The organism is Sphingomonas sp. CARO-RG-8B-R24-01, assembly GCF_022662295.1.
Classification (GTDB): Bacteria; Pseudomonadota; Alphaproteobacteria; order Sphingomonadales; family Sphingomonadaceae; genus Sphingomonas.
Genome location: NZ_JAKNQI010000001.1, coordinates 1 through 22509, shown reverse-complemented (window position 1 = coordinate 22509; position 22509 = coordinate 1). Strand labels below are relative to the sequence as shown.

The following is a 22509-nucleotide window of genomic DNA, read 5'->3' as shown; positions in this document are numbered from 1 at the left end:
GTTGAACGTGGCCACGGCAAGCCGGGACGTCCGGTTTTGTTGCAGATCCGTCATTTTCCCCAGTTCATTGTGATGATTGCGACCCCTAAGATTACCAGCAGCATCCATACCACTGCGGCGGCCCAAAAACAGCCGGGCGCCGTCTCACGGCTCGTATCGGCCTCGGGGGCTAAGGCCCCGTTATTCCAATACATATTGCCAGAACAGAAACCGCCCAACAGCACGGCCGCAGCGAACGAAGTTAGCAGGATTCCAACGATCACCGAAACGTGCATTCCGTATCATCACTATTCGACCGAACGACCGCAAGCGGTCGCTTCCAGTCCGTCCGCTTAGCCGCCCGAAAGCTGCCAGTCGCCTTTGAGGAAGAGCCGGCGCGCCGGCCGTGCCTGAACGTCGCGACCTGGTGGATAGCTGCCATTCGGTCAGCCTTCCAATTGCTGTGCCTCGACCGGAGCGTCCGTCATGACATGTAGGATCACGTCCATTGTCACCACGGTGAAGTGCCGCCACTCGCGGTCGCGAAGCGCGCCATTTCTGCCAACCACTCTGCGAACCCAATCCGAGTTCGTGACTTCTTGAAGGGGCCAAGGGACTGCCCGCAAGATCGGGTCAGGCATCATCGGCGCAGGGCTCAAAACTGCCGGATCCGAGAACTCCTCATATACCTTAAACGCCTCGACACTCCCGAATGTGAGGCGAAGTGGGCGGGTCACGATCGTGTTATCATAATAGGCTGTCGCTACGAGACTGGTGCCATCTGACGACAACTGGACCCCGCCGAGCATTTGTTCAGGCAGGCCATCGAGTGGCTCCCACTTCCGCAAGCGCTCGGATGATATGTTCATTTCAGCGTTATCCGTTGCGCGTTGAATGTCCGCAAGTGGGCGATTTCTGCCTGTCCGCTTTCCCGCCCGATAGCTGCCGTTCCGTTTGTAGGCGCCATGGACCCCCGCGGAGGGCATGAACGGCTATATGTGGTGGAAAGCGGACCTACGGATTAGTTTGAACCCAGATGGTAGAAACGCTGTATTGGTCGGCCCACTGCTCCGCCGCTGTCAGGGCATCAGCAAGGGCACCGTCATCCTTGGGCAGCGAGCCATAGCCAACCCATTCGCCGCTTGGCTTCCACGCGGCACCGGACCCGAAGAACCGGCCATCACCTGACGCCTCCACCATCAGCCACGGCTCCTCGTCCCCGCAAGCCGGCATCTGCTCGCCCGGCGATAGGTAAATGATCGCTGCCATAACTTGGACCATGCCGCGCCTGTCGAACGTCCGCAACTGGGCGGTTGCGGGCGGGCCGCTATGCCGCGACCGGGTGGCAAGCGGTCATTCCCGACCAGCGAGGGGGGACGGCGGATTGTTGCCAACCAGAACTCCTTGGAGCGCGAAGAACTCGCGCGGGATGCAGGTGACTATGCGATACAGCACATCGTTTTGGTCTTTCCCGAACCAGAAGGAGACATCGCCATCCTCCCGATGCTCGACGTAGATGGGAGTAAAGCCGCCCGCCTCGAACAGCCGCGCAGCCTCAGCCGCACGGGCTGATCTTACCCTCACACGTCCACCGATCAGCTTTTCCGAAGGTGGCCTTGCCGCCGTCATCGCACGAGCCAAGCGAACATGAGACATATCACGCCGCCAAATCCAACGAGCGTTAACACCGCCGCAGTCCATCCTGCCCACGAGCCGTATTCCTCGTTGATCCAGCCAACGACATTGATCATCGCTTCGAAAACTTGCTCCATCAGACGATGCTACATGGAAGCGCTCGCGTCTGCTATTGGGCGTTTCCAGTCCGTCCGCTTTTAGACCGGCCGGACCTGCGATAACGACCAATGCGCATAGCTGCGGCTCAAGCCATTGGGCTTTATCAGCACTCCTTCCGAGCGCTCAGCGCCTTACACGTACGTCCGATTTTGGTGTGAAGCTGCCGTTCGAGTCTTCGCACGTTTGCGTGACGACCGTCTTGGCGCTACCCATCTTGTATGAGCCCATTGTCTCGTTTCTATTTTGCGACGTTTGGGTGCTGGCCTCTCGTGGCGCTCACCGTGATCACAGCCAGTTTCAACGAGTTGGCGGCTACGATCCTGTTTTGGATCGTTTTTCCGCTGCTAATTGGGTCGCTTTGCTACGCTCAATTTCTAGCTCGCTGCCCGACATGCCACTGGCGGATCGCGTCCTTTGGAAAACCATTTGTGCGTTCGCTTCCACCTCGTTTCTGCCCTAGCTGCGGAACCGACCTGAAAGCGCCTGCCTGATTAACGTCCGCAATTGGGCGCTTCTGGTCCGTCCGCTTTACCGCCCAAAAGCTGCCGGTCGGCTTTGAGGAGCGGTCGGTGCGACGGCAACGTCTGAATGTCGCGACTTGGTGGAGAGCGGACAGTCAGTTATTGGGCAAAGGCTGTCTAAAGCTGCCCCATTTTTTCAGCTTCATTCCGCCGTCGGGCACGCGACCGCACGTATCCGCCGCTAGTAGCCATGACGAAGCCAAGCACCAAAGTCAGCACGTGCCATATTCTTGGAAGATGGGTGGAGGCGACCAATGGCATCGCCATGAGGCCGAGAATGACCAGTGCGACCCCGATACGATCGGTAACAGCGGTACTAATCCTCATGTCACCCTCTCGCAGTGTCGCGTCCGGTTCTAGGCATAGCAATTCGCTATCGCAACGTCCGAAGTTGGGCGTTTCCAGTCTGTCCGCTTTTAGACCGACCGGACCTGCGATAACGACCAATGCACATAGCTGCGGATCAAGCCATTGGGCGTTATCAGCGCTCCGTCCGAGCGCTCAGCACCGTACACGTACGTCCGATTTCTGGCGGGTAGCGGACATCGGTTTGGTTTCATTCTACTAGCGAAAATTGCACCTACCACGATTTTGTTTGGCTTCAAAAGCCCAAAACATGGCTACGGGCTACCTGCGATAGAAGCCGCCAGACCGCCAAATTAGCGCGGTTGATTAAGCATTTACCGCCGCTATGTGGTCAGAGGGGCAGCAGGTGGGAGGGGTTTATGAATAAGGATGGATTAGCGCAGGCTCAAGAACGCCTAGCGAAGTTGCGCTTCACAGCTGCTATAGTCACTTCGGATGCAACGACAGGTGAGCGGGAGTCCGCTTGGCTGGATTTCATCCAGTATCACGGCACTATCTATTCGAAGCTCCAGCAGGCATCGAAGGCTGACCCCAAATCGAAACTCTGGTTCGAGGGCAAGCAGGCGGAGCGAAAGTCGGACGAGCTCCTTCGGTACCTTCACCATGCTCGCAACGCGGCTGAGCACACGATCATTAGATCCTCCTCCCAAGCGGACTTCTCGATCTCGGGGTACGTCGGCGCCGGGATCGATTCGAATGTGAGCCTGGGCATAGGTTATGACCATCTCGGGCGGCCGTACGGCATCACGCAAGGCTTAGGAAATATTCAGGTGCACCAACATGAGGTGATGTTGAATGCGGCGCGCGATAGAGGAGTCGACTACCGCCCCCCGAGCGAGCACCTAGGCAAACACTTGGCGGAGCAAACCGCCGGAGCTGTTGTCCCCCTAGCTCTCGCGTATGTCGAAACCATGCTATCAGAAGCCGAGGCTATGTGATGCGGGTATAGACATGCTGGCCTGTTGCGCAGGTGCGGGGCGTTAGCGGCGCGGCTAGCCGCGCGTGACGGCTCTGAGGTCCGTTGGTTGCCGTGTGTCCAGCACGGCACCCCGCTTGCCGCCATGGCTTTTGCCATCGCGGTAGCGGACGTGTTCTTTTCGTAACTACAAAAACCATTTGACGGGATAGGTTTCTGTAGTTACATAAACTGCATGGCAAACGAGTTTGATCCGGCGAAAGACGCAGCGAACCGCTCGAAGCACGGTGTGTCGCTTGGAGAATTCACGGGGTTCGACGACGAACCAAATATCGTCGTCGACGACCGGTTTGAATATGGCGAAACTCGCTATCAGGCTCGCGGTCGGATCAACGGAAAGGGGTATTGCCTTGTCTTCGTGACGACCCCCAACGGATCACGTTTGATCAGCCTTCGTCGCGCTAGGGAAAAGGAGATGCGCCGGTATGAGTAAGACCCCGCCACCCGAAGATTTCGATGAGAACCCGGAATGGACGGAGGAGACAACTGCTCGGTCTCGTCCAGCTTCTGAAGTGTTGCCGCCGCACGTGGTTGCGTCGCTCGTAAGGCGGCCGGGTGGTCGCCCGGCAGGGAGCAACAAGGAAAGCGTCACGCTTCGCTTGGACAAGGACGTGCTTGATCGCTTCCGCGCGGACGGTCCCGGCTGGCAGACCCGCATCAATGAGGCGGTGCGCAAAGCCGTTGGTCTTTGAAGCCTATCGTCGCCGCCACACCCGACCAGGTACGCGAAACGCTGCGATCGCTCGCCGTCGAGCACCGTGTGACGCTCACCGCCCTGTCGCGCATGCTGCGCCGGCCGTCCGGCTATCTGTCGCGGTTTGCGCGGGGCGCGGGGCCGGCGCGGCTTCCGGTCGACGAGCAGCAGCTGCTTGCGCGATACTTCCGAGTCGATCTGCGGATGTTTGGCGAGCGGGAAGACTGGGAGCCTTGATTGGCTTAGTCAGTTGGGTAGCGATCTTGGTGATCGTGGCGTTGTCGTTGGCTCCGCATGCCGCCGCGAGTTTGAAGGTAATGGGCCATGCGCTCCGCTGACCGCACTACGATCGCCTTGGCCGTCCAGATCCTGCGCGATGCGGTTGAGGCCAGCCGCCGGGAGAAGGTCGATACCGTCCCCGTCCGCCTGGCCCTGCGCGTGCTGCTGCCCCATTGCCCCGAACGCTGGCCGCTGACGAACCTGTGGGAGGCTGCCAGCTATGACGAGCCGATCGGCCGGGCGCAGAACGTCAGCGGGGCGTTCAACGGGATCCTGGTGCAGCTGGGGAAGTCGGGGGCTTGGCGAAGCTAGCGACGGCCGACGGTCGAAGCTCCACATAAGAAAGCCGCCGATCTCGCGATCGGCGGCTCACTATCTGCTTGAACGGTTTACGCGTAGCTGACGGCAGTCTTGACCGACGAGCGCTTACGCGCAGCAAAGCCGATCATGCCGAAGCCGGCGAGCATCATCGCCCACGTGGCGGGCTCGGGGACGGCGCCAGTTGCGGCAGCGAACGCATTGCTCACGACCGAAATGCGACCCGGTCCAAAGGCGTTGTCAACCGTGTCGACGTAGAAACCGTAGGTCTGGCCTGCACCGACATTGAAGCTAAAACTTCCGTTCGTGGAAGCACCGCTGTTGGAAAGCTGGTAGTGCGTGCCACCAAGGATGTAACCAGCCGGGTCATAAGCCCCACCGTCCAAATCAAACGACTGGTAATTGAAGGTCCCGATGATCGAAAGCGGGCCCATCGCAGTGTCGGTATACAAGGTCTCTCCGAAGGCGCCCGAGCCAGTGTCGCCACCCGTTAGAGAGAACGTGCCCGGCAAAGCAGTCGTGGTGACATAGCCGTTAGCGTTCGAGTTGCTGAGAGTTTGGGCTTGTGCACCCGTACCAACAAGCATGGCGGCTCCAGCGAGCAAAATCATATTCAATTTCATGGCATCCCCTTCGAGCACGGCACCGCGCCGCATCGCGTTTGTCCGGTGCAGAAACCGTGCCAATGGCGGAAAAGCGGGATTGTTAGAATTTTCCTGAAATCAAAGTGTAAACAATAGCTTACAAGCGCATATACTTCGAGTTGACGTGCGGCGCTCTTTGGCTTGTGTAGTTAGACTGTTGCGTGCCTGGTGCTGCTCCCGAGTACGTGCGCGCTCTTTCAATCGGCGTGCTTTGGAGCGGAACAGGAACGGCGATAGATGGTGAACAGCGGACCTAACCGCGCTAGGGGCAAGAAATAAGCACATGGCGCGGCCCAGGATGCAGTTAAGGCGGGAGCCGAACTGCAGCCCGCTCCGGCCGCTATCCTAAGTGTCCGAGCGATTAGTGTCATGCTTGCAGAACCGGAGTGTAACGCTGGTTTGTCAAAAAGTGTTTTAACGTAATCTGTTGCATGCTCCACCGATCTGCCTAGCATGGTGGGCAACCGATCTCGTCCCCCCAACAGATAGGGTCGGCCAGGGCCGCGGTATGATTCCTCTACCGTGGCCCGCCTCCCTCGGATTGATAATTGCGCAGGGACCCTCCTCGGACTTCGGAATAGCCCCCGCCGATCGGCTTTTATTCCTTTAGGAACCTGTCGACGGCTATCTGCTTGGGCGTGCCGACCTGACCGCCGTATTCCTGCGCACCCCAAGCGCCGTACTTGCTGATCGGGCCGACGTCGTTGAACAGCATGACCAGGTCAGCCTGTGCCGAGATCGCCTTCAGGTACTGCGTATACATGTCGGCCATGAATTGGCTGCGCTCGAGCGTTTCGAACTGATCTTGGGAGAGCAGCGCTGTCGGCAGCTCGTGCTGGCCACCCTCATAGGTGATGCAGCGGATGTTGGGGGCGCTCGCGCGGGCGATGTCGCAGGTCGTCTTGAGCGTGGCTACCGCATCGGTCACGCTGGCCTGCAACAGGGCGTCGCTGTACGGCACCTGCCGGTCATGGCTGAAATACGGTGCGCCGGCGATCGCGTCGACGTGATCCGCAATCCCCGGGTAGCTCATCTCCTGCCGCGTGACCTCGGAGTAGGCGGACTGAGTGCCAAGGACACGCACCAGATCCTTCGGGCGATCGGCGAATGCGGTTTCCCAGATCTTGAACATGTCGATGGCTCGGCGCGAATAGTTCTGCCACGCGCCGTAGCCGTTGTTCGAGTTGATCTTCAGCGTGGTCGCCTCCGCGAGGTTGTCCTGCGCCTGCCAAAACTGGAAATTCCAGACCTCGTTGCTGAGCTCGACGTAGATCTTGTGACCAGCCGGCAGCGTGTCGTGCGCCTGCTTCGCGGCCCACTGCATATAGGTCGCATCGTCGTTCCAGGAGTGGTTGAACCACGGATCAGCATCGGCCAGCTTGGCTAGCCGCATCTGGTTCTCCAGCGCCTGACCCGGATTGTCGAGCGTCCGCGGATCGGGCCGGTTCGCTGCCGTGCGCGCCGGGCTACTGTTCGTCTCGTTCCAGTCCATGAAGCGCAGGACGGCGTACTTGCTCGAGCTGGTGATCACCTCTTTCGAGAACTCGTTACCCGAGGCGTTTTTCGCGTCGTGGCATTCGAACTCGCGAAACGGATCGGCCGCGTTCACCCCGTAAAGGCTTAACCACGTATTCTTCACCGCGCCGCCCCAGGATGGCATATCGAACGCCAACGTGTGGTCGCCTTTGACCTGGTTGACGCTCCCGCTGTGCGTCAGGGTACCGCTGCCCTTCCAGCTGCAGGCGATGCTGGTCTGGTTCACCCAGCCGCCGGTCGGCGCGCCGAGAAGGCGGACATACGATTGCGACCAGTCCTCTGGGTAGGCCGCGCGGCGACATAGCGCGCTAATCCCAGCACCTGAGACGCCCGTCGGAACGACAGTGGCCGCGCCCTCGGCGTTGCGGATGGACGCTGGCAGTGAAGCGCGGACGCGACGGCAAGGATGCAATCCGTTGAAGCTCCCAGACGCACTCGATCCCGAGGCCGTAGGGCTTTGCGCGATCCTGATCCGCGGCGCGGTCGACGGATCACAGTTCGGCGACCTCGATGAGGCACACAAGGACGCGATCGTCGCCAACGGCGTGGAGAAAATGATGCGCGCCGGAGCTTTCGTTGAAAACGGGGCGCTTTTCCTGCCCCCTGATGTCACAGCCTCGGACCTGTGAAGCGATACTGATGATAAGCCGCTTTTATATAGGGATGGATTGCCTGCTCCCCTCCAAAGCTGATACCCCCCGAGAATTGCGGACGCGTCGCAATTTTTGAGGGGGACCAATGAGCGCGCACGCCCAAATCGAGACAAAATTTCGGGCGGCATACTATACGCCTCGAACCATGGCAGACACTCTTGCGGAATGGGTAGTCCAAACAGGAGTCGAAAGGCTACTCGAGCCCAGCATAGGCGACGGAGCGCTCCTGAGGGCTGCGTTGGTCCGCGCCAACCTTCGCGCCTCGGACCAAGCAAACTTACGCTTTGTTGGATGTGACATTGATCACAAGACACTTGCCGATGTCCAACGGTGGCTCCCCCCTGGCCACATTCTGATCAGACAGAATTTCCTGGACACAGACCATGACCTCATCGGCGAGGTAGATGGGGTGATATCTAACCCGCCATTTACTCGTAACCATTCTCTTCCAAAGGCAGAACGCGACGGACTGAGAGACCGATTTGGTTACAAAGGCGCTGCCGGCCTGTGGGTGCCGTTTTTGCTTCACGCCATCAGCTTTCTCAAGCCGGGCGGAAGGATGGCTGCAATTGTGCCAGGAGCCGCGCTGTTTTCGAACTACGGGCGGGAGGCACTGGACCTCGTTTGTCGGAAGTTCGAGCATGTCGAGGTTCGCCAGATCGTCGACAAGCCTCTGTGGTCGAACCATGCCGAAGAACGTGGCGCCATAATATTTGCGCGCGGTTACGGCGAGGGTTCAAGCGCGTTGCCGCAGGCTACGCGATGGTCCGCCGCAGGTCTCCAGGTAGCGGAAATTAAGCCGCGCTGCTTTGCACTAGCCTTGCTCGGCGCTCGCCAGCTTTCTGAAATTGCATCGTTGTCGATCGGTGCCGTGACCGGATCAAATAAAGTTTTCCTCATGTCCGAAGCGGAACGGATCGAGGCAGGAATCGCGCTTGATGATGTGACGCTCATCGCAACCCGCGCTCGCCATGTTCGTAGCCTCGAGGTCTCTGAGGACGACTTACGCAATCTGGGGAGAGACGGCGAACGAACATGGCTGCTCACCCCGCGCGACATCACGCGTACGCAAGTGGGCGTCAGGAGGCGCCTGGCTCTCATTCCCCCAGACAAAAGACGATCGGTCCTGTGGCTCAATAAGCGATCACCTTGGTGGAAAGTTGATCACGGGCCGGGGTGCGACGCTATCTTTACATATATGAACGATGTCGGCCCCCGGATTGTGATCGGTGCCACTAAGTTGCGATGCACAAATACGCTTCACCAAGTTCGGTTTCTGCAGGACCTGACTGTCGACGAGCGACAGATAGTAGCGCTAAGCATGGTCTCGAGCTTTGGTCAGTTAGCGGCAGAGCGATTTGGAAGATCCTATGGGGGGGGACTCCTAAAGTTCGAGCTAGCCGATGCACGCCGTTTCCCAATACTTCTGCGCAATGGCGTCCGATCAGGGGATGCCTTCGCACAGGCCGACCGCGCAATTCGCGCCGGAGATATGGACGTGGCACGCCGGATCGCTGACGCCCTTCTCTTACCGCCAGTATTCGGGCTTTCATGGCCGAAAGCAGCTGTCGAGATGATGGATGAGGCGCTGAAACTTCGCGAAACACGACGCGGAACGTTTAAATCATGAGCGAGGAGCTGCGCTTCACCACCGACGCGGGATTGATCGACCGTCTCGGGAGAGAATTGGTTGGCCGGCAGGAAACCGCGCTTATTGAGCTGGTGAAAAACTGCTATGATGCCGACGCTCAAAATGTAACTGTCACGCTTGAACGTAGAGCGCTCGTCATCGAGGATGACGGAACGGGAATGAGCCGTGAGGAGCTAATTACAGGTTTTCTACGCCTTGCTAGCACACTCAAAGTCTCAGAGCCCCGTTCACGAATGTTCGGGCGTCAGCGGGCGGGCCGAAAAGGTATCGGACGTTTTTCAACGCAACGCCTTGGCCAGGTTCTTCGCCTGCGGACTTGGACTGACGACACCAGTCCGGGAATGGAACTGGTGGTTGACTGGCAGAAATTTGAAAGCGGGCGTGATCTAAGCGAAGTGCCAGTTTATTTGGGCGCGGAGCCGTCACGTCGGCGGGGAACGGAGATTAGGATCGAGGAACTCCGGGACGATTGGTCGGACGCTCAAATCCGCCGCTGCTGGCGTGGACTTCTCGCGCTTCAGCAGCCCTTTCCGGTTGCAACCATCGAGCGGCGTCCAAACGCCGACCCCGGGTTCAAGGTCTCTTTTCTTCGAAATGGCGATCTATTCGCTGATCCGACCCTAGTTGCTGATTTCCAAAGTGAAATTCTATCCCACCACCATGCCCTGATAGAGTTTCGCGTCGACGAAGGCGGAACGGCGGAGTGGCGCATTTCACAAAACCGCTTCGGACCTGATCGGGGATGGGCAAAAATCCATCACAGTCACCGTGACGCGATCAATCCGCCAAAATATTCGGTCCTGCGAGACGTTGCTATGAAGTCTCATTACTTCATTCTCCGTTCTGAGTTGCTGCCGAGCTTCGTCTATACGCGCGTTCGAGACACCCTTCGTGCGGAGGGTGGGATCAGGCTTTATCGCAATGGCTTTCGCGTTGTTCCTTATGGCGAACCAGAAGACGACTGGCTGCGACTCGACCAGATCTATTCCCAACGTGGCTCCGTGCTCGCGCCCATCGCCAATCGCAACTTCTTCGGCGTCATCGAAATCTATGATCCGGAGGGCAAACAGTTCGAAGAGCATACCTCACGCGAGGGCCTTATCGAAAAGGAGGCATTTCTCGAATTGACCGGTCTCGCCACTGCAGTGATCGTGACTGCGGTGAACCGCATCGCTCAGGACCGCGGACGCAAGCAGAGCGCTGGCGGCTCGAACCAGCGGAAGGCTAACGATAACCTAGAAAAGCTCCGTAACGCTGCGCGTGCGGCGCGCGATGCGGAAGTAGATCATGCTCGGAAATCAGCCGAGAATAACGGAACTGAACAATCCGTCGGGGATGACGATCATACCGCAAAACCAAGGTCTTCTAACGGGGAAAGTTCCGCTGCCCTTATTGAGGAATCAATTGAGCTAATAGAAATACAACGTGCGGAACTTGCGGACGAAGCAACATTGCTTCGACTTTTGGCAACACTCGGCTTGACCACGTCTGAATTCAGCCATGAAACGGGCATGACTTTCGAAGCCGTTCGAATGGACTTTCAGGCTGTGTTCGACATAGCGCTTGAGGCGCGTGCAAATGATAATGCCTTTGCGACACAAGCAGACCGCGCGAAGTCAATGCTGTCTCGCCTCGACGCCCTGACCGCCTATCTCAACGAACTCGCGTCGGCGCGATCGGTGCGTCAACTGGCGCCCGTCAGCGTCAGCAAGGCTCTCAGCGAGTTCAAAGCAGGGGTGTTGAAGCTGGCAGAAAAGGCTGAGATCCAGCTAACGATCGACGTACCCCCCTATGACGCTCTCTACACCAGGCCGATGCACGCAGCGGAAATCGCGTCCATCTTGCTTAATTTCTTCTCGAATTCGCTAAAAGCACTGCGACGCGTCGAAGGAGAGCGACTGATTCATGTCGAAGCCAAGTCCGAGGAAGGAAATGTCGTAATACGGTTTAGCGACTCCGGGGACGGCATTCCTAGCGACTATAAAGAACAGGTGTTCGACCTCTTTTTCACGACCCGGATCGCAGCACCCGCTGGCGCTAGCAACACCGAGCAATTCTCAGGAACCGGGCTCGGTTTATGGATCGTCCAGCAAATCATATCCAAGGCCGGCGGTGATATAGAAGTGGTCGATCCTCCCGAGAACTATTCCACCTGCATCGAGGTTAGGGTTCCGGCGGAGGAAGAGGAATGATTGCCGATTGGGTTTTGATCGACGACAGCCCCCAAGAAGCAGCTGCGTTTGCCGATGGCCTTAGCAAGGGCGATGCGTTGAATATTGTGGCTTTGAGTGCTCAGGAAGCAGCCTCAGCTATCAGCCTCGGCAATTTTTCGCCTTCGGGCGTGCTGATGGACGTCGATCTCTCGAACGAGAAAGGCAGCCGGCAATCCGGGCCGGGGATGGCGCAGGATATCCGAGTAGCTCAGCAGAAGCGTACACTCCCAGGCTTTCCGATCGTGCGCTTTTCTCTCCGTGAAAAGGTGCTCGAGAATATTGGTCATGACTCGAGCAGCGACGATATCTTCGATCTCAAGATCGAGAAGGACGGTCTTAGCGCAGCTGACGCGCGGCCGGCTGCGCAATCGAAGCTAATCGGCGTACGGGCGCTCTATGACGCTTTAAACGTGGAAGGGGCAAGGTTGCTCGACGTCCTTGGGCTAACTGAGGAACAATGGTACCAGTGGGGAAGCACTGATTTCCAGTCTGATTTCGACATTGGCGACCGGGTCCATCTCAAAGCAAGTCCGCTCGTTCGGGTCATGATACATCCCGGGCTGCTAATTGACGAAGACATGCTCGCGATGCGGCTCGGAGTTGACAGTTCGGCTTCCCAAGGATGGCAGACCTTAACCGACGAACTCGCGGCCTACGCCTATTGTGGAGTGGCCAGCGGATGCTTCAAGCGTTGGTGGGCGCGAGGCATAGAGGATTGGTGGCAAGACAAACTTGGCGCGGATGTTCCCCTCGCCGGATGCACGATTGCTCAACGCGTAGAACTGTTAACGGCGGTAGCCGCCGACCTCGTGCCGCTCCAGATGCCAAGTGGCAGTCTCGGTGACCGCCCCTGGCGGTACTGCCTGCTCAGCAAAGAAGCGCGGCAGCAGTTCGTACCTGTTGACCCTGCGCGCGCGGTCAAGGTGAAGCCCCGTAGCAGCATGCCCTCGTGGCTGGACCCTCTATATGCCGCCTTGGGCATTGCACTCCAGAATCGTGAGGATCCCACACTCGACAAGGAAGATATGAAGCGACTCCAGATTTACACGCGCGGGTCTTGAATGGTTTTTTCGCTGCCGGATGAGATGGAACGAATGAGCGCAGCGCTTCGCCGAGAGCCAGCTACTCAGGCGACCGCCGATGCGCTTGATACTAATATGGGCCGGTTCCGCAGTCAGTGGACCAAGGACCGCCAGATGAGGGGGAACCAACTTCCTTTGCCTGTGCCAAGAAATCAGGGGCTGCACCCAAACGGTTGCGAGCTTCAGGCGTCTTACCTCGATTTCCAATTTGAATGGAAAGAAGAAGAAGGAACTCCTTGGCGAGCAGAATATCAGGTTCGCGTGGAGGGCTATCTGGATGCGGGTGAGACGCTATTCGATCTTCAGGACCATTGGCGCCTCGACACCGATATGTATGCTCCCAGTCGGCGCACGACTGTCGACGGCGGCAACCCATCGAAGGAGCCACACCCGCTGTTCCACTTTCAGCGAGGGGGGCACGCACAAGATGCCTTTAGCGCAGCCGACTTCCTTCCTGCTGCCCCGTGCAACATTGCCGGAGTATGGAGGGGCTTGATGCAAAGTCCCGGTCCACGGATTCCTGTTATTCCTCTCGACCCAGTATTGGCAATTGATTTTTGCCTTAGCCAGAATGACGGAACAATCTGGCGGCGCCTTCGTAACTTTCCTGAGTATTTCGATTTGGTCGAGAGCGCTCAGGCGCGCCTTTGGCTGCCCTTTTTTGCCCAACTGCAAGATCAAAAATTTCGACGGACTTGGTTTGGGCCCTCAATGCTGGTTTGATTGACACACCGTGCAGGCGACTTGAGATAGATAGTAATGCCGCGTCGCCGATCCATTAAATAGGGACTGGATCAAAGTATCAATGTAACGGCAGGTTTCACGTTAATGCCGAAACTCGGAGAATAGTCGGGACTCTGGGCGCATCGCTACGCGAGCGGCTTCGTGGGACTAGCTTACGTTCTCCTGTCTGATCACACAGGCCGTTGTCCAATGTTTACCCATTCGGTGCGCTATTGCGCCTGCCAGATTGCATCGACGAACGGAATATTACGGAGAACGGCACTCGGAAGCGGCCAGGCCGCTCTTAACCCAATGTCAGTTAATTTAGATACCGAGCGCTATCAAAGCCGGCAACGTGCATGATCCGCCTTCGCATCCAGTGCTCCCTGCCACTACAGAATGCGCGAAAGCGATCCCCTTGGCGGGAGATGCTTGCGCAGTCTGTTGGAATTAGGCATGTTGCCAGTTGGGTGTCAGAGCCCGGATAGCGATAGATCCTCAAGCCCGGTTGGCGCCGGCAGAGGGTTGAAAACAGAGGGTGGATTGGCGTCCATCACTCACCGACGACTTATGTCGGGAGTGCGGGCGCCATGCAATACCCTTTGGGAAAAACGCCCCACCTGTCTCGCTACAGGCTCTGACCCTCCCGGCACCCGGTCCGTAACCGGGAAAACTGGCTGTCAGAGGCCGAAAAGCGAGTAACCAACCATGTATCGATTCATCGATAACAGGGCACGAATTGCCGTCGCCCCCAAAACTCAAATCCTACAGCGCATCGATAGATTTCACCGCGACACGGGAATCACCCTGTCCCGCATCGGTCGCGAGGCCGTTGGCGACCCAGCGCTGGTGACTGACCTGCGCGCCGGCCGCACGCCCCGCCCCAGCACGATCGCGCGCCTTGGCGATCGTCGCGGTGAAGGGGATGCCGTTCGCGGTCGGCTGGCCGAACTCGCACGTGCCGATGGGCTGGTCATGCCGATGCTGCCACAGGAAGGGCAGCGGGTTGGCGAACCTCACGCCCAGCGGGTCGATGATATCGCCCGCCCGGTCGACCGAAGGGGTTGTCGCGATACCCTTCACGGTGCGCGCTCCTTCGTTGACGGCTTTGATCTTCAGAACGCTATATGCGCGGGTCATGGTGCCTCCTGTCGGTCGCTACCATTGACCGTACGTCGCTTAGGCGACAGTTCGGTTCGGGAGCGATCGGGCGCATTCGGGCACCTCAGACGGTAAACCAGAAGAAAGTGGTCATTCCGCTTCCGCCCACTTGCGAACATTGACGTTTCACGGCCTGCAGCGCGATATGCCGCCATGACCTCGCGGCGACAAAAAATCACTATCGACACCAATTGTGTCATCAACCTTTTCGATGCCGCGAGCCAATCGGCAACCTCGGTCGAAGAGTTGCAGGCTCTGTTTCGCTATGCTCTCTCTGGGACCGTCGAATTATCGGCCACAACCCGCGTCGAAGCTGACCTGCGGCAGGATCGCGATGAAGTGCGTCGTGCCGAGCTGCTGCGTCACTTGGCCATATTCCCCATCATAGGCACAGTGGCGCGCTGGGATACCTCTACATGGGATGGCGGTGACTTTTTCGCAGATGACGCCTCGGAGCGTTTGTCGGAAGAAGTGCAGCGTATCCTTTCGCCGGGGCTCACTCCCGCCGACAAGCGCTTCAGCAACAAGATCAACGATATCGACCATCTTGTCGGGCATGCCCGCGCAGGGCGCGATATATTCGTCACCGATGACGGCGGGATCTTGCGTCGCGCGCCTGAGCTGACGCAAGCCTTGGGTATCCGCGTGATGACTCCCGCCGCATGCCTTGCCGCCATCGAAGAGGCGGTCGAGCGCACGACAGTCCGCGCCCTTCCCGATGACGCCATCAACCCGCGCTATCATAGCCGTGCCCATCGCGGCTCGGTCACATTGGACTATTCTAACAATAACGGGCGCTATGCTCTGGGTGACGGTCACTGCCTGTTCGAGACGGCTTGGTCAAAGGGTGGTGGTAGCTTGATTCACGCCTATCGCGATCCCGCCAGCATCGACGCCATCGCCATTGCACAAGGTGCCACCAGCATCGACTCCGTTACAGATGCAGCCAGCTATGATTTTTCGTCACGCTACCGGTCGCCACGCACCGGGCAGGTCCTTATCTGGCGCAATCAGAACGGCCTTTATGCCGCCACCCAGATTGGGGACATCAAGGACGATACCCGCTATGATGGGCCGGATGCACTCACCTTTAATTACGTAATCTTGGCCGATGGCGGGACCGACTTTACGCGCGCATAATCACAGGCACCACAGGGCGATACTGTCGTTTCGTGCGCCAAAGCAGCCATTCGGCCTCCAACCAAAATTTGACGTTCCTTGCGATGCGTCGGCGGCCGGCATTCTGCCCACGCAAGGCTTAGTCTGCCTCTGGATCGTGGTCAGGCCCTCCCCAGCTGCACAGGTCCGCCAATGCATATTCGACCCGGCCACCGCGCTTGCGGTACGGTATAGGCCTGTCCATGCTGCGCCGGTTGCGAAGCGTCGACGGCGAACGACACAAAAGGCGGGCTGCATCGCGTTCTGATACGTGATCATCCCATGTTCGCCTGATCTCCATCATCACGCACGCGGCGCGCATCAGCGTCAGGGCGTCAGGGTCTTCGGTGCTCTCAGGGGCGACCGCTTGGCCGCACGTTGGGCAGCAGATTGCCGCCAGCGAGGTGCGCATAAACTCTCCTGTGGACGTCGGGGGTCGCGCTCCAAGTTCGCACTAGTACGCAGGTGCGAACCTGCGAAAACTGGCGGACTTCTGCGGTTTTTGGCGGAAATTACGGCTTTTAGGTTCGCACTTGGCGCGAAAAGTACGCACAGGTTCGCACGTGCGTACTTTTTGACTAAAGTATGCCGGTACGGAAAACTAGGTTGCTAGCAAGTAATCGTGCCGGTTTGGTAGTTGTCAGTCGGGTAAGGTGCCGATGCGCAAGTTCTAAAATGGGGTCAGGTTCGCACCCCGGCGCGCTCCAGCGGAAAAAAATCTCTGCGTGAGAGCCATACCGGTCTAAGGCGGCGACCCGCCCCGAAGTCAGAGCCACCCCCCCCGGTCCGGTTTCGCGTCAGGCCGCTAATGCGACCGCCCGAGCGCCGCCAGTCGACTTCGCCGCCCACCTCAGCATGTCGCACTCTCCCGTGCTGTTTCCCGGAAGCGTGCGGGCCCGGCTTGTGAGAGGATTGACGCGCCGATCCGTACGAAGCCTATTGCGTCGATAGCGGTCAGTATCTGACACTCGGATTTTATATCATGGTTCGCAAAATGCTAGCATTGGTGTTCTGGATCGGGCTGTTGATCGCAGCGTTGGCGCTCGCTGCCATGCTTGTGTGGTGGATCGTATCCGGTGTCCGTGCTTTGCCGACCGGAGAGGAAATGACGGCAGCATGGATCGGTTTCGCTGGTAGCGTCATCGGGGCATTAATTACCGTGGTTGTTGCGTTGGTGGCTCTGTGGCCTGCTTATCGCCAAATGGGGGAAATGCAGCGCGCCTCATCGGTTCAGTCAGGGCAGATCCTTCGCGTCCGGCTGCAGGCGCTTCAGACCGATTGGGCAATACTTCTGAAAAGTACGTTCGAGGATCGGATGTCCGAGCTGCTGCAAATCGAACCCGATGATGATCGCGCGAGCTGGGCTGCCCGCCATCCTGACCGGGTCGTCGAGCTGCGCGACAAAGTCCTCCCACGCATTGAAGAAATCCATTCCGAACTCATCATGGCATCGATGGGGATCGACCTGCCCGATCTGGATCGCAGCGACTATATCATGGTGTTGCAGGATTACGCTGCCATGCTTCGCACTGTCTTGGACGGACTTTCAAGGGAGAAAACCGGCGCGCCAGAACAACCCCTGACCGCCGAGAAGTGGCGCTCGCACGTGGTTGCCACAAGGGCTTTCGCTACCCATCGCCTGCCCCAAGCCCATACGTCGTTTACCAACATCTACGGTGCCGCAAATCAAATTATTCGTTGGCAAATTATCCAGGCGGACCGATCGGCTATCGGCCAAGAAAATACCAAGCTGTTCGACGAGACGCAGAAACAATCCGCTGCGTACTCTCGCCAGAACGTTAAATAGTGATGCTCGCTATTTTATTAATTAACTGCTCTCGCATGGACGTCAGCGGCTACCGCGCCGCGCTCCATTACGAACGGGTCGCCCGCGCCTCGCGATGAAACGGTAATGATCGAACCCACACCCGTGTGCCAGCCTATGCCCTTGCGGACGATCAAGACCGCATGCGCCTCGGTGCGGCGCTGGATGCGGAGGAGCGCGCTCATTTGGCCACCTCATCTGACCCGGTTGGATCGTCGGGGATAACATCGCCAGTCCAGATCGCGGTGCGCTTCCAGTGCTTGAGGACACGCGACGCCTGATCCAGCCGTTCGATAGCGAGCATGACGTTGCCGCCGAACAGATCGAGTGCAACGCAAGCCAGATGCTCGGGCGTGTCGTGAGGGTGAACGGTCATTGCCCGGCCTTCTGCTCAGCCAACCGGGCCAAGCCTTTGGGGGTGACCATAACCTGCTCAACCCATTTGTCAGGCCGTCCTCGCACTTGGATCGTGGTGCCCTTGTGCTCGAGCATTCCCGCCTGGATCTTTGGCCCGAACGCTACCCAATGGCCCGCCTCACTTCTGCGATAGATCCAGCTTTGCGCCTCAAGCCAGGCGAACAGGCGACGCGGTGGGACTGCCAAGGCCTTCACCCCGCGAAATTGCATCGGAGAAGGCTGTACTGTCGCGATCAGCAAGAGCTCGAAGGGGCGTTGCCGGTCGTGTGCCGCAAAGCGATTGCGGGACGATCCCGTCATCAGCGCCAAGCGCGCGGCGGCGCGCGCGGAGTATCAGGCGCGGCCGGAGGTCAAGGCTGCGCGGCGTGCGCGCATGGCGAACTACATGGCCAACATGCCGGAAGCCGAGCGTGAGCGGCGTCGGGAGCATGGCCGCAAGATGGTCGCGACCCGCCTTCACACGCCGGAGTCGCAGGCCAAAGCGCTCGCCGCACGCACCACTCCGGAGGTGAAAGCCCGCCGCGCACGTTCGATCACGCGGACTTGGCTGCCGTGGTTACCAGACGATCTTGTCGAAGCGTACCGAGCATTGACCCGGAGCGGACTGTCAGCGGCCGATGCTCGAGCAGCACTCGAGCCTGAGATACCAGGAACGGCTGCGCACACAGCGCGCGTCCTCGCCAATGTTCGCGACGCCCAGCGGATCCGCCGCGAGCGCGATCAAGCGCAGGCGTACTGATGCCCGCCGGGAACGTAGCCCAGAATCACCGGTCGACTGCCTTCGAGCGCGCGGCGCAGGACTGGTACGTCGAACCGCGCTTTTGCGTAGAGCAGCTGGCGGACGCCGTGTCGTTCGAAGGTCACACGATCTGGGATCCATGCTGCGGCGGCGGCAACATCACCAACACGTTCGCCGATCGCGGCCATGCCGTCATAGCGACGGACATTGTCGACCGCGGCGCGCGTCACTTCGGTGAGATCTGGGACGCGACAACCACCGGTGCACCGCTATGCGTTCCGACCGGCGCGCGGGTGACCAAGCAACAACTTGTGACGTCACAAGTGACGCACATGTGACGGCTTAGGCCGGGCAATTTCCGAACCCCTTCCGAACCCTTTCCCCAATCCGGGGAAAAGCTTGTGCAGCGCTCCCCATCACTCTGACGCCCGTCACGGTGGCACCCCTGCCCCCCGCAGGCGCTGCACCCCGCAGCGCTAACACCCCTGACATTCCCCGCACCCCAAGCATGGAGATTGCCATGAACGCGATTGTGCCTCTGATTTTCGACGACCAAGCCTTACGCGTGACCGATCGCGATGGTCAGCCGTGGTTCGTCTTGGCGGATGCCTGTGCGATGCTCGGAATCAAGAACCCGACCGTGGCGGCTAAGCCTCTCGACGAAACGGAGAAGGCTAAGGTTTTCATAGGGCAAGGTTCCGAGGCAACGGTCGTCAGCCTGCCCGGGCTTCTGACCCTTATCGTGCGGTGTCGCGGCGCATTGAAGCCCGGAACCGCGGCGTACCGGGTGCGAAAATGGGTCACGTCCGACGTCGTGCCGACTATCATGCGGACCGGCACTTATGGCGCCCCGATCGCCCCCGCGAATCTCGACGACAACGCGACGCTGCGCGCGCTGCTGATGGGCCGCATGGATAAGTTGGACGAGCTGCAGCCAAAAGCCGATGCGCTCGCCCGTATCACGGAAGCGCGCGGATCGTTGTGCGTGACGGATGCGGCGAGGGTAGGCGCGCTCACCGGCGGCGGTCCCGCGCGTCGCGGCACGGCGCGCAGCGCCCACCGATCAAACGCTTGCTATCCTCGAAGCACTGCTCGCACTCTCCGGGGACGCCGACCGGGACCGGCTGGCGCGCGGCGCGGATGCTGCGGGCAAGGTACAGGTCGCTGATCTCGGTAGCCATATCGAGCTGGTCGGCCATCATGCGGCCCTTTGGATAAGGCGGTTCATGCGCAGCACGCGCGAGACCGGAACCTTGCGGGCATCGCTGATCGGCAAGAAGCCGAAGCGCTCGCCGCCGGTGATGATGATCCGCGACACCGGCAATACGGCCGCCGGGCGCAATTTTTCTCCGGTGGATGCGACCATCGTCGCAACCACCCTGACGTTGTTCGGCATTGTCGTTACTCCTGGCCGGTCGCTCCGGCGTTCAACCTCAACTTGTGGCGCGCAGCTGGACCAGCTTCCCGCCGTTCGAAATCATTCGGGCTCCGACCGCCCGCAGGTCGCGGCGCTCGTCCCGATCGAACTTGCCGTCCCGCGCCGCGCGCACGATCGTCGCGGTGTCGTCGGTAACGTCGGCCGCAAGCTGGCCAGGGCCCGGCTCGTCGGCTTCGGGAAGGGCGACTGCGGCTTGCTGCGCGAGCATCAGCCATTCGGTCGTGAACTCAGGGCCGAGGAAGGTGGCGATCGAAAGCAGGTCGCTGATGTGCATCGGCCGGCACTCGGGATCCTCAGACGCCGTCATGGCGCACTGGATCACGCGATCCTTGACGCCCGTCGCGTTCGAGACCTGCTTGACCGAATAGCGACGGCCGCGCCCGATGTAGAGGCGCAGGGCATCGCGCACAGCGTCATGCCCGCGTTCGCGTGAAATGAGGCTCGGCAAATTCGCGGACTGGTCGAGGTTCATGCCTTATCGCTCCCTGCATGATGATTATGATCCACCGGCTCAACGCCACGCTGATCAGCGGAAGCTTTGCGATCCGCCGCAGCGAACAAGCCGCAGAAGGTCAGCGTCGTGCCGACCGAGGCGACAGCCCAAAAGGCGATGCCCTCCAGGATCATGCTGCTTCCCGTTCCGCAGCGGCCGGCTGGTAGGTTGCCATGAACGTGCGAACCCGCGCGATCGTCGCTCTGCGCGGTTCACGACCTGTCTTCAGCTGCGGAACGAACGTCGTGTCGTTCACAGCATCCCGGCCGAACCGGCTGGGTTTCAACTGATGCGTCCGGCAGAACGCCTCGATATCGCCGATGAGCTCATCCATACCCATTCAATGCGACGGATATATCCGTCTCATCAAGCGGGAAGTGACGGATATGTCCGTAGCTTGAGCGATAGTGGGCCCGCGTGGGATATGACTCCCATGCCAGCGACCGAATTCGATCTTGAGCGCATCCGTGCGGTGCTAAGCGACGCTACGGGATCGAGCGGCCACTTTTCGCAACGCGGCCTGTCGAAAGACGCCGGTGAGAGCCGCGATTGCGTTGGCGACATTATCAATGGCCGGAACAAGAACCCGACGATGAAAGTGTTGGCAAACCTGGCGAACGCCATGGGCAGCGACCTCTCCGTCTTTGGTATATCGGAACCGCGCGCGGAACCGCCTACTGAAGCCGAGTTGGAAGACGCCTTGCGTGATATGCTGCCGGGTATGCCGAGGGGATCGCTGGACAAGCGCGCTCGATATCTCGCCGAAGCCGTTGGACGTGCCCTGAAGCTTCCTCCAGGTCAGCGAGCGCTTCATGAAGGTTCATCGAACGACCTCGCAACAGGCGCTCCTCCTCTCTCGACCACCAACTAAGTTGTATATTTGCGACCGCGCAGGATCGCAGGCAGGGGGCGCATCCTACGTCGCAGGCGGGGATGGACAATACCTCATTCACTCGTCTCGAAACAGCCATGTTCTCAATCTGTTCCGAGTTTTCCAACAAGTCTAGGGTTTTTCCTATGTCAATTTTTCTGTTGGCTTTGGCTACCTTGGCGCTCTCGGCAAACGCGGTCGAACCCGACCTCGCGATCAAATGCGAGGGGACAACGACGATCACTAAGCGCGCGACCAAGCGCGTCACAAAGAGGCTCGAGACTCGGACATACATTCTAAGTCCTGAAAAAAAGGACGTAGCGTATTGGAACGGCGAGATAGGCAAGGCCTTCCCGTTCTGCGACCTGTGGAAAGGTTCATGCGGAGTCACGTTCTATCCCCACCTGATCCAAGGACGAGCCGGTGGGGACGGGCCGGATACGCAGATCCTACTCATTGACCGTCGCGAAGGCACATTTTCGTCCATCGACAGCGATGGTAAGCAAGTCTTCGAGTACGAGGGGACTTGTCGCGCGACGCCTATTCCAACGGCGGATACCAGCAACAATAAATTTTGAAATGCCGACGGATAAGTCCGTCAAAAGCGTTGACTGACGGATATATCCGTCGCATACGGTCTACAGAAGCCGCATCCCCGCGGCGCTGGAGCGTACCGTGTCTCACGACCCTACCGCCGCCGCGGCGCTCGCGGACAAAGCAACACCGATCGCATGGGCAGGGGGCGACTGCCCGCTGCCGCCGCAAACGCTGGTGCAGGTCCAGTGCGTATTCGAAGCCGAGTTCGATCACTCCCAACCGCCGCGTAGGGCGAGCGCATGGGAGCGTCGCTGGAACCGCGACCACGGCGATGAGTGCGGGATCACGCATTATGTGATTGTCGACGGTGGCGCGGCATGAATGCGCCGCAGAACCGCAAGCAACTCCTGCGCTCGATCCAGCACATGGACGCGCTCAACC

At 59.3% G+C, this 22509-nt stretch carries 31 protein-coding genes; 19 read left to right on the top strand and 12 right to left on the bottom strand.

From position 1 onward, the window contains the following. Nucleotides 1–425: 425 nt before the first annotated feature. Entirely contained in the window at nt 426–848 is a 423-nt protein-coding gene (locus tag L8G49_RS00155) for a hypothetical protein (RefSeq protein ID WP_242181607.1), read from the bottom strand. A gap of 145 nt (nt 849–993) precedes the next feature. Beyond that, complete coding sequence (locus L8G49_RS00150) at nt 994–1248, bottom strand: hypothetical protein (RefSeq protein WP_242181605.1); 255 nt, start codon at nt 1246–1248, stop codon at nt 994–996. A 135-nt stretch (nt 1249–1383) separates the two neighbouring features. On the opposite strand from L8G49_RS00150, the gene L8G49_RS00145 reads away from it, so the two are divergent. The 6 genes from L8G49_RS00145 (at nt 1384) to L8G49_RS00120 (ending at nt 4921) form a co-directional block, all read left to right on the top strand. After that, nucleotides 1384–1551 carry a hypothetical protein gene (locus L8G49_RS00145; RefSeq protein WP_242181603.1) on the top strand — a complete coding sequence of 56 codons (168 nt, stop codon included), beginning with the start codon at nt 1384–1386 and terminating at the stop codon, nt 1549–1551. A 1468-nt stretch (nt 1552–3019) separates the two neighbouring features. Further along, a complete protein-coding gene (locus tag L8G49_RS00140) occupies nt 3020–3598 on the top strand; it encodes a hypothetical protein (protein ID WP_242181601.1) in 579 nt (192 codons plus the stop codon). Between the two features lie 213 nt (nt 3599–3811). Continuing rightward, nucleotides 3812–4069 carry a BrnT family toxin gene (locus tag L8G49_RS00135; protein ID WP_242181599.1) on the top strand — a complete coding sequence of 86 codons (258 nt, stop codon included), beginning with the start codon at nt 3812–3814 and terminating at the stop codon, nt 4067–4069. Continuing rightward, the gene (locus L8G49_RS00130; protein WP_242181597.1) at nt 4062–4328 is read left to right on the top strand and encodes a BrnA antitoxin family protein; all 267 of its coding nucleotides are present in this window, start codon (nt 4062–4064) and stop codon (nt 4326–4328) included. Before L8G49_RS00135 ends, L8G49_RS00130 begins: the two co-directional genes overlap by 8 nt. Continuing rightward, on the top strand, nt 4325–4567 hold the full coding sequence (locus L8G49_RS00125; RefSeq protein WP_242181595.1) for a peptidase S24: 243 nt from the start codon (nt 4325–4327) through the stop codon (nt 4565–4567). The genes L8G49_RS00130 and L8G49_RS00125 overlap by 4 nt, the downstream gene beginning before the upstream one ends. Before the next feature lie 87 nt (nt 4568–4654). Next, nucleotides 4655–4921 carry a hypothetical protein gene (locus L8G49_RS00120; protein ID WP_242181594.1) on the top strand — a complete coding sequence of 89 codons (267 nt, stop codon included), beginning with the start codon at nt 4655–4657 and terminating at the stop codon, nt 4919–4921. Between the two features lie 77 nt (nt 4922–4998). On the opposite strand, the gene L8G49_RS00115 is transcribed toward L8G49_RS00120, so the two are convergent. Both L8G49_RS00115 and L8G49_RS00110 read right to left on the bottom strand, forming a co-directional pair. Continuing rightward, on the bottom strand, nt 4999–5550 hold the full coding sequence (locus tag L8G49_RS00115) for a PEPxxWA-CTERM sorting domain-containing protein (protein WP_242181592.1): 552 nt from the start codon (nt 5548–5550) through the stop codon (nt 4999–5001). 619 nt (nt 5551–6169) lie between these two features. Next, nucleotides 6170–7333 carry a hypothetical protein gene (locus L8G49_RS00110; protein ID WP_242181590.1) on the bottom strand — a complete coding sequence of 388 codons (1164 nt, stop codon included), beginning with the start codon at nt 7331–7333 and terminating at the stop codon, nt 6170–6172. A 190-nt stretch (nt 7334–7523) separates the two neighbouring features. Here L8G49_RS00110 and L8G49_RS00105 point away from each other — a divergent pair, with 190 nt between their 5' ends. The 5 genes from L8G49_RS00105 (at nt 7524) to L8G49_RS00085 (ending at nt 13429) form a co-directional block, all read left to right on the top strand. Further along, nucleotides 7524–7736 carry a hypothetical protein gene (locus tag L8G49_RS00105; RefSeq protein ID WP_242181588.1) on the top strand — a complete coding sequence of 71 codons (213 nt, stop codon included), beginning with the start codon at nt 7524–7526 and terminating at the stop codon, nt 7734–7736. Between the two features lie 109 nt (nt 7737–7845). Beyond that, nucleotides 7846–9390: an N-6 DNA methylase gene (locus tag L8G49_RS00100; RefSeq protein ID WP_277922998.1), complete on the top strand. Its 1545-nt coding sequence runs from the start codon at nt 7846–7848 to the stop codon at nt 9388–9390. Then, on the top strand, nt 9387–11603 hold the full coding sequence (locus L8G49_RS00095) for a sensor histidine kinase (protein ID WP_242181584.1): 2217 nt from the start codon (nt 9387–9389) through the stop codon (nt 11601–11603). Before L8G49_RS00100 ends, L8G49_RS00095 begins: the two co-directional genes overlap by 4 nt. Continuing rightward, nucleotides 11600–12685: a hypothetical protein gene (locus L8G49_RS00090; RefSeq protein ID WP_242181583.1), complete on the top strand. Its 1086-nt coding sequence runs from the start codon at nt 11600–11602 to the stop codon at nt 12683–12685. Before L8G49_RS00095 ends, L8G49_RS00090 begins: the two co-directional genes overlap by 4 nt. Then, on the top strand, nt 12686–13429 hold the full coding sequence (locus L8G49_RS00085; RefSeq protein ID WP_242181581.1) for a hypothetical protein: 744 nt from the start codon (nt 12686–12688) through the stop codon (nt 13427–13429). It abuts the gene before it with no gap. Between the two features lie 765 nt (nt 13430–14194). On the opposite strand, the gene L8G49_RS00080 is transcribed toward L8G49_RS00085, so the two are convergent. Continuing rightward, nucleotides 14195–14569, bottom strand: coding sequence for a hypothetical protein (locus tag L8G49_RS00080; protein WP_242181579.1), 375 nt, complete (start codon nt 14567–14569; stop codon nt 14195–14197). 174 nt (nt 14570–14743) lie between these two features. On the opposite strand from L8G49_RS00080, the gene L8G49_RS00075 reads away from it, so the two are divergent. Together L8G49_RS00075 and L8G49_RS00070 are read left to right on the top strand one after the other, a co-directional pair. Next, nucleotides 14744–15730 (top strand): hypothetical protein, encoded by a 987-nt coding sequence (locus tag L8G49_RS00075; RefSeq protein ID WP_242181577.1) that lies wholly within the window; start codon nt 14744–14746, stop codon nt 15728–15730. A gap of 1000 nt (nt 15731–16730) precedes the next feature. Then, complete coding sequence (locus L8G49_RS00070; RefSeq protein WP_242181575.1) at nt 16731–17555, top strand: hypothetical protein; 825 nt, start codon at nt 16731–16733, stop codon at nt 17553–17555. Between the two features lie 17 nt (nt 17556–17572). Here L8G49_RS00070 and L8G49_RS00065 read toward each other — a convergent pair whose 3' ends face one another. The 3 genes from L8G49_RS00065 to L8G49_RS00055 are packed head-to-tail and all read right to left on the bottom strand — an operon-like array spanning nt 17573 to nt 18230. Beyond that, the gene (locus L8G49_RS00065) at nt 17573–17758 is read right to left on the bottom strand and encodes a hypothetical protein (protein ID WP_242181572.1); all 186 of its coding nucleotides are present in this window, start codon (nt 17756–17758) and stop codon (nt 17573–17575) included. Then, the gene (locus tag L8G49_RS00060; protein WP_242181570.1) at nt 17755–17949 is read right to left on the bottom strand and encodes a hypothetical protein; all 195 of its coding nucleotides are present in this window, start codon (nt 17947–17949) and stop codon (nt 17755–17757) included. The genes L8G49_RS00065 and L8G49_RS00060 overlap by 4 nt, the downstream gene beginning before the upstream one ends. Continuing rightward, entirely contained in the window at nt 17946–18230 is a 285-nt protein-coding gene (locus tag L8G49_RS00055; RefSeq protein WP_242181568.1) for a phage antirepressor KilAC domain-containing protein, read from the bottom strand. The genes L8G49_RS00060 and L8G49_RS00055 overlap by 4 nt, the downstream gene beginning before the upstream one ends. A gap of 40 nt (nt 18231–18270) precedes the next feature. Here L8G49_RS00055 and L8G49_RS00050 point away from each other — a divergent pair, with 40 nt between their 5' ends. The 3 genes from L8G49_RS00050 (at nt 18271) to L8G49_RS00040 (ending at nt 19897) form a co-directional block, all read left to right on the top strand. After that, a complete protein-coding gene (locus L8G49_RS00050; protein ID WP_242181566.1) occupies nt 18271–18729 on the top strand; it encodes a hypothetical protein in 459 nt (152 codons plus the stop codon). Beyond that, nucleotides 18729–19067, top strand: coding sequence for a trimethylguanosine synthase (locus L8G49_RS00045; RefSeq protein ID WP_242181564.1), 339 nt, complete (start codon nt 18729–18731; stop codon nt 19065–19067). Before L8G49_RS00050 ends, L8G49_RS00045 begins: the two co-directional genes overlap by 1 nt. 182 nt (nt 19068–19249) lie before the next feature. After that, entirely contained in the window at nt 19250–19897 is a 648-nt protein-coding gene (locus tag L8G49_RS00040) for a BRO family protein (protein ID WP_242181562.1), read from the top strand. A 30-nt stretch (nt 19898–19927) separates the two neighbouring features. Here the strand turns inward: L8G49_RS00040 and L8G49_RS00035 are convergent, their stop codons facing one another. From L8G49_RS00035 to L8G49_RS00020, 4 genes are read right to left on the bottom strand one after another with little or no spacing between them, the layout of a single operon-like run. Next, nucleotides 19928–20125 (bottom strand): hypothetical protein, encoded by a 198-nt coding sequence (locus L8G49_RS00035; protein ID WP_242181560.1) that lies wholly within the window; start codon nt 20123–20125, stop codon nt 19928–19930. Nucleotides 20126–20162: 37 nt separating this feature from the next. Next, entirely contained in the window at nt 20163–20639 is a 477-nt protein-coding gene (locus L8G49_RS00030) for a hypothetical protein (protein WP_242181559.1), read from the bottom strand. Then, nucleotides 20636–20794, bottom strand: a complete 159-nt coding sequence (locus L8G49_RS00025) for a hypothetical protein (protein WP_242181557.1) — start codon at nt 20792–20794, stop codon at nt 20636–20638. Before L8G49_RS00025 ends, L8G49_RS00030 begins: the two co-directional genes overlap by 4 nt. Then, the gene (locus L8G49_RS00020) at nt 20791–20994 is read right to left on the bottom strand and encodes a hypothetical protein (RefSeq protein ID WP_242181555.1); all 204 of its coding nucleotides are present in this window, start codon (nt 20992–20994) and stop codon (nt 20791–20793) included. Before L8G49_RS00020 ends, L8G49_RS00025 begins: the two co-directional genes overlap by 4 nt. A 99-nt stretch (nt 20995–21093) precedes the next feature. On the opposite strand from L8G49_RS00020, the gene L8G49_RS00015 reads away from it, so the two are divergent. The 3 genes from L8G49_RS00015 (at nt 21094) to L8G49_RS00005 (ending at nt 22449) form a co-directional block, all read left to right on the top strand. Then, nucleotides 21094–21531 (top strand): helix-turn-helix transcriptional regulator, encoded by a 438-nt coding sequence (locus tag L8G49_RS00015; protein WP_242181552.1) that lies wholly within the window; start codon nt 21094–21096, stop codon nt 21529–21531. A gap of 146 nt (nt 21532–21677) precedes the next feature. Next, nucleotides 21678–22109 carry a hypothetical protein gene (locus L8G49_RS00010; protein WP_242181550.1) on the top strand — a complete coding sequence of 144 codons (432 nt, stop codon included), beginning with the start codon at nt 21678–21680 and terminating at the stop codon, nt 22107–22109. 97 nt (nt 22110–22206) lie between these two features. Continuing rightward, nucleotides 22207–22449 carry a hypothetical protein gene (locus L8G49_RS00005; RefSeq protein ID WP_242181548.1) on the top strand — a complete coding sequence of 81 codons (243 nt, stop codon included), beginning with the start codon at nt 22207–22209 and terminating at the stop codon, nt 22447–22449. The last annotated feature ends 60 nt before the right edge of the window (nt 22450–22509 follow it).

Excerpts from the sequence above, each read along its gene's own strand:
- L8G49_RS00010 (WP_242181550.1), top strand. The coding sequence starts at position 21,678 with ATGTCAATTTTTCTGTTGGCTTTGGCTACCTTGGCGCTCTCGGCAAAC.
- L8G49_RS00025 (WP_242181557.1), bottom strand. The coding sequence starts at position 20,794 with ATGATCCTGGAGGGCATCGCCTTTTGGGCTGTCGCCTCGGTCGGCACG.
- L8G49_RS00130 (WP_242181597.1), top strand. The coding sequence starts at position 4,062 with ATGAGTAAGACCCCGCCACCCGAAGATTTCGATGAGAACCCGGAATGG.
- L8G49_RS00085 (WP_242181581.1), top strand. The coding sequence starts at position 12,686 with ATGGTTTTTTCGCTGCCGGATGAGATGGAACGAATGAGCGCAGCGCTT.
- L8G49_RS00155 (WP_242181607.1), bottom strand. The coding sequence starts at position 848 with ATGAACATATCATCCGAGCGCTTGCGGAAGTGGGAGCCACTCGATGGC.
- L8G49_RS00015 (WP_242181552.1), top strand. The coding sequence starts at position 21,094 with ATGCCAGCGACCGAATTCGATCTTGAGCGCATCCGTGCGGTGCTAAGC.
- L8G49_RS00140 (WP_242181601.1), top strand. The coding sequence starts at position 3,020 with ATGAATAAGGATGGATTAGCGCAGGCTCAAGAACGCCTAGCGAAGTTG.
- L8G49_RS00100 (WP_277922998.1), top strand. The coding sequence starts at position 7,846 with ATGAGCGCGCACGCCCAAATCGAGACAAAATTTCGGGCGGCATACTAT.
- L8G49_RS00035 (WP_242181560.1), bottom strand. The coding sequence starts at position 20,125 with ATGCCGAACAACGTCAGGGTGGTTGCGACGATGGTCGCATCCACCGGA.
- L8G49_RS00040 (WP_242181562.1), top strand. The coding sequence starts at position 19,250 with ATGAACGCGATTGTGCCTCTGATTTTCGACGACCAAGCCTTACGCGTG.
- L8G49_RS00045 (WP_242181564.1), top strand. The coding sequence starts at position 18,729 with ATGCCCGCCGGGAACGTAGCCCAGAATCACCGGTCGACTGCCTTCGAG.
- L8G49_RS00095 (WP_242181584.1), top strand. The coding sequence starts at position 9,387 with ATGAGCGAGGAGCTGCGCTTCACCACCGACGCGGGATTGATCGACCGT.
- L8G49_RS00080 (WP_242181579.1), bottom strand. The coding sequence starts at position 14,569 with ATGACCCGCGCATATAGCGTTCTGAAGATCAAAGCCGTCAACGAAGGA.
- L8G49_RS00070 (WP_242181575.1), top strand. The coding sequence starts at position 16,731 with ATGGTTCGCAAAATGCTAGCATTGGTGTTCTGGATCGGGCTGTTGATC.
- L8G49_RS00150 (WP_242181605.1), bottom strand. The coding sequence starts at position 1,248 with ATGGCAGCGATCATTTACCTATCGCCGGGCGAGCAGATGCCGGCTTGC.
- L8G49_RS00060 (WP_242181570.1), bottom strand. The coding sequence starts at position 17,949 with ATGACCGTTCACCCTCACGACACGCCCGAGCATCTGGCTTGCGTTGCA.
- L8G49_RS00075 (WP_242181577.1), top strand. The coding sequence starts at position 14,744 with ATGACCTCGCGGCGACAAAAAATCACTATCGACACCAATTGTGTCATC.
- L8G49_RS00135 (WP_242181599.1), top strand. The coding sequence starts at position 3,812 with ATGGCAAACGAGTTTGATCCGGCGAAAGACGCAGCGAACCGCTCGAAG.
- L8G49_RS00030 (WP_242181559.1), bottom strand. The coding sequence starts at position 20,639 with ATGAACCTCGACCAGTCCGCGAATTTGCCGAGCCTCATTTCACGCGAA.
- L8G49_RS00120 (WP_242181594.1), top strand. The coding sequence starts at position 4,655 with ATGCGCTCCGCTGACCGCACTACGATCGCCTTGGCCGTCCAGATCCTG.
- L8G49_RS00020 (WP_242181555.1), bottom strand. The coding sequence starts at position 20,994 with ATGGATGAGCTCATCGGCGATATCGAGGCGTTCTGCCGGACGCATCAG.
- L8G49_RS00065 (WP_242181572.1), bottom strand. The coding sequence starts at position 17,758 with ATGAGCGCGCTCCTCCGCATCCAGCGCCGCACCGAGGCGCATGCGGTC.
- L8G49_RS00090 (WP_242181583.1), top strand. The coding sequence starts at position 11,600 with ATGATTGCCGATTGGGTTTTGATCGACGACAGCCCCCAAGAAGCAGCT.
- L8G49_RS00115 (WP_242181592.1), bottom strand. The coding sequence starts at position 5,550 with ATGAAATTGAATATGATTTTGCTCGCTGGAGCCGCCATGCTTGTTGGT.